2 protein-coding genes are annotated in these 2,109 nt (G+C 45.4%); both read right to left on the minus strand.

The annotated features are described in order from the left end of the window. Positions 1-14: 14 nt before the first annotated feature. On the minus strand, positions 15-905 hold the full coding sequence (locus tag ACTIE6_RS23180; RefSeq protein WP_439558896.1) for a DUF2382 domain-containing protein: 891 nt from the start codon (positions 903-905) through the stop codon (positions 15-17). Positions 906-946: 41 nt separating this feature from the next. After that, the gene (locus tag ACTIE6_RS23185) at positions 947-1,567 is read right to left on the minus strand and encodes an OmpA family protein (RefSeq protein ID WP_138284179.1); all 621 of its coding nucleotides are present in this window, start codon (positions 1,565-1,567) and stop codon (positions 947-949) included. Positions 1,568-2,109 lie beyond the last annotated feature (542 nt).

Below are 2,109 nucleotides of genomic sequence, written 5' to 3' on the forward strand. Positions count from 1 at the left end.
AGCACAGGAACTTCTTAGCTCAATTCTTCCTTATCCGGTAAGCGCTGGTCTTTCAGGTCCAGGTTTTCTACTTCCACTTTTGTACTACGCACTGTGTCGTTAATAACTTCATCACGCTCAACCACTTGCTTGGTCAGGGAAACATCCTCTGTCACCATAGCAACTTTTGAGACCAATGGAACTTCTGCATGCTCGGTTAGCTCGATAGTCCTTTCCTGAAATGTATCCAGCTCACTTGAAGTTACCGCCCTGTCCACTGGCATACGATCTACATGTACTGTTTCAGTTTTAAGTGCGATGCTTTCCTGAACCGGACGCTCTACAATGCGGCTGGTCAGCCGCACCCCTCCTGTTTGTACCTGCTTTTTACTGATGGAAATATCTTCTTCGATGACAGGGATGCTTTCTACGCCCGATGTAGCCCGCGAACCGTAAAACCGATCATCATTGAAGTGTTCGTGCTCATAAAATCCTTCCGGGTGGCTCTGGTAAGTGGCTGCACCTGGGGCAACCGCAGCTGCAAGGCCGGTAAAGGTGATACGGATCTGCGACTCTGTTGCAGGTGTGATTTTACCTTTTTCGTATCGTGGCAATGCCCCAAGCTTTTGGGCCGTCAATTCTGCCAGGACCACTTCATCCTCTTTCTCATCCAGGGTAGCCAGCCCAATTGGTACCAATACCTCCCCGCCATCCAGTTCCAATTTGTTGTCATCCAGATCAACGATGATATAAAGTACTTTTCGGGTCTGTGTATCAAAAATCAATTCTTCGACTTCCCCAATCTGGTTGCCTGCCGTGTCTTTGACGTCCCAACCTTTAATATCTGGCTGCCCGTCGGCAATCTCAAAGCCACTGCCACCAAGCTCCTGCATGCGGTCTGCGCTATTTGAATGTTCAGTTGTCATAATGATTTGGTTTTGTTTGTGAGAACAGTGTTATCAGGTTATTATTTTGCCTTTACAACAATTTCAACCCTGCGGTTCATGTGCCTTCCCGAAGTCGTCTTATTGGAAGCTACCGGATCACTCTCCCCCTTGGACATTACGGTTATCTTGTCAGCTTGAATGTTTGCATTCTGTATCAGCCACTGTTTTACAGATTCGGCCCGCTGTTTGCCAAGTTCTTTGTTAAGGCCAGCTGATCCGGTTGAATCGGTATTACCATAAACGGCAAGTGCATTTGTTGCAAAACGTTTTTGAAGTGAAGCGCTTATTTGTTTCAACTGGGTCTCGGCATTTTTCCGGACCTGATTTTCACCAGTAGCAAAAAGGATGTTTTCGCCCAGTGCGTAGATTGTATAGTTATCATCGCCGCTGATGGCAATAGATGTATCAGTAATCTCATCAAAGGTGGCCCTGTCAGTATCAAAGTCCACGTTGTCCCACTCCGGCACGGTGACGGCCTGAACATCGGTGGTGCTATCCGTGCTTGCAGCTACGTCTTTAACATCATCAAAGCCTTTATTGCATCCTCTAAGAAGAGCAATGAGTGCAATAATAGCCAGTAAAATCAACAGCCAGAACCACCAGGGGCGGCTGCGTTTGGGTTGAACATCTAGTTCTGCCATAGTAATAAGTAAATAGGTTAATTTTTGAATGGTTAATAAAGTGCGAGCGTGCTCAACGTGTTCTTTTCATTAACTCTATGCCAGTCCCTATCCGTCCATATCGGTTATCTATTTACAAGCAAAGCCCTTATGGATTTGACGATATGGGGACGGACTTTCCATTTCCGGGGCAGAAAGAGTCAGTCAACACATATCATCATTGCCTACTGATTCTTCAAGCGTGCTTTTGTTTGTTCAAGCATCAATATGGTAAAAGCAGCTTTGGGGATATGACTTATGCTAACACGCTTTGCTTATATCTTTTTTTGCGTTCCCAATTTCTCCCTAAATCAATTGGCATAATTTTCATTAGAGAATCTGCGAATATTCTCAACATTTATGACAACACATCAACTATTAACTGCTGAGCTGCAGGAAATGCACTGGTTTGAAAATGCCTGGGTAACCATTCTTGGCCAACTTGGCAGGTCTACATGCCTTCCTGATCTGGGAAGTATATTAAAGAAAGAGCGTGCTTACACCCAGGAGCATGTTAACCGCCT

This window comes from Dyadobacter sp., assembly GCF_051859145.1.
Taxonomy (GTDB): Bacteria; Bacteroidota; Bacteroidia; order Cytophagales; family Spirosomataceae; genus Dyadobacter.

Coding starts and splice junctions, on each gene's coding strand:
- ACTIE6_RS23185 (WP_138284179.1), bottom strand. CDS start 1,567: ATGGCAGAACTAGATGTTCAACCCAAACGCAGCCGCCCCTGGTGGTTC.
- ACTIE6_RS23180 (WP_439558896.1), bottom strand. CDS start 905: ATGACAACTGAACATTCAAATAGCGCAGACCGCATGCAGGAGCTTGGT.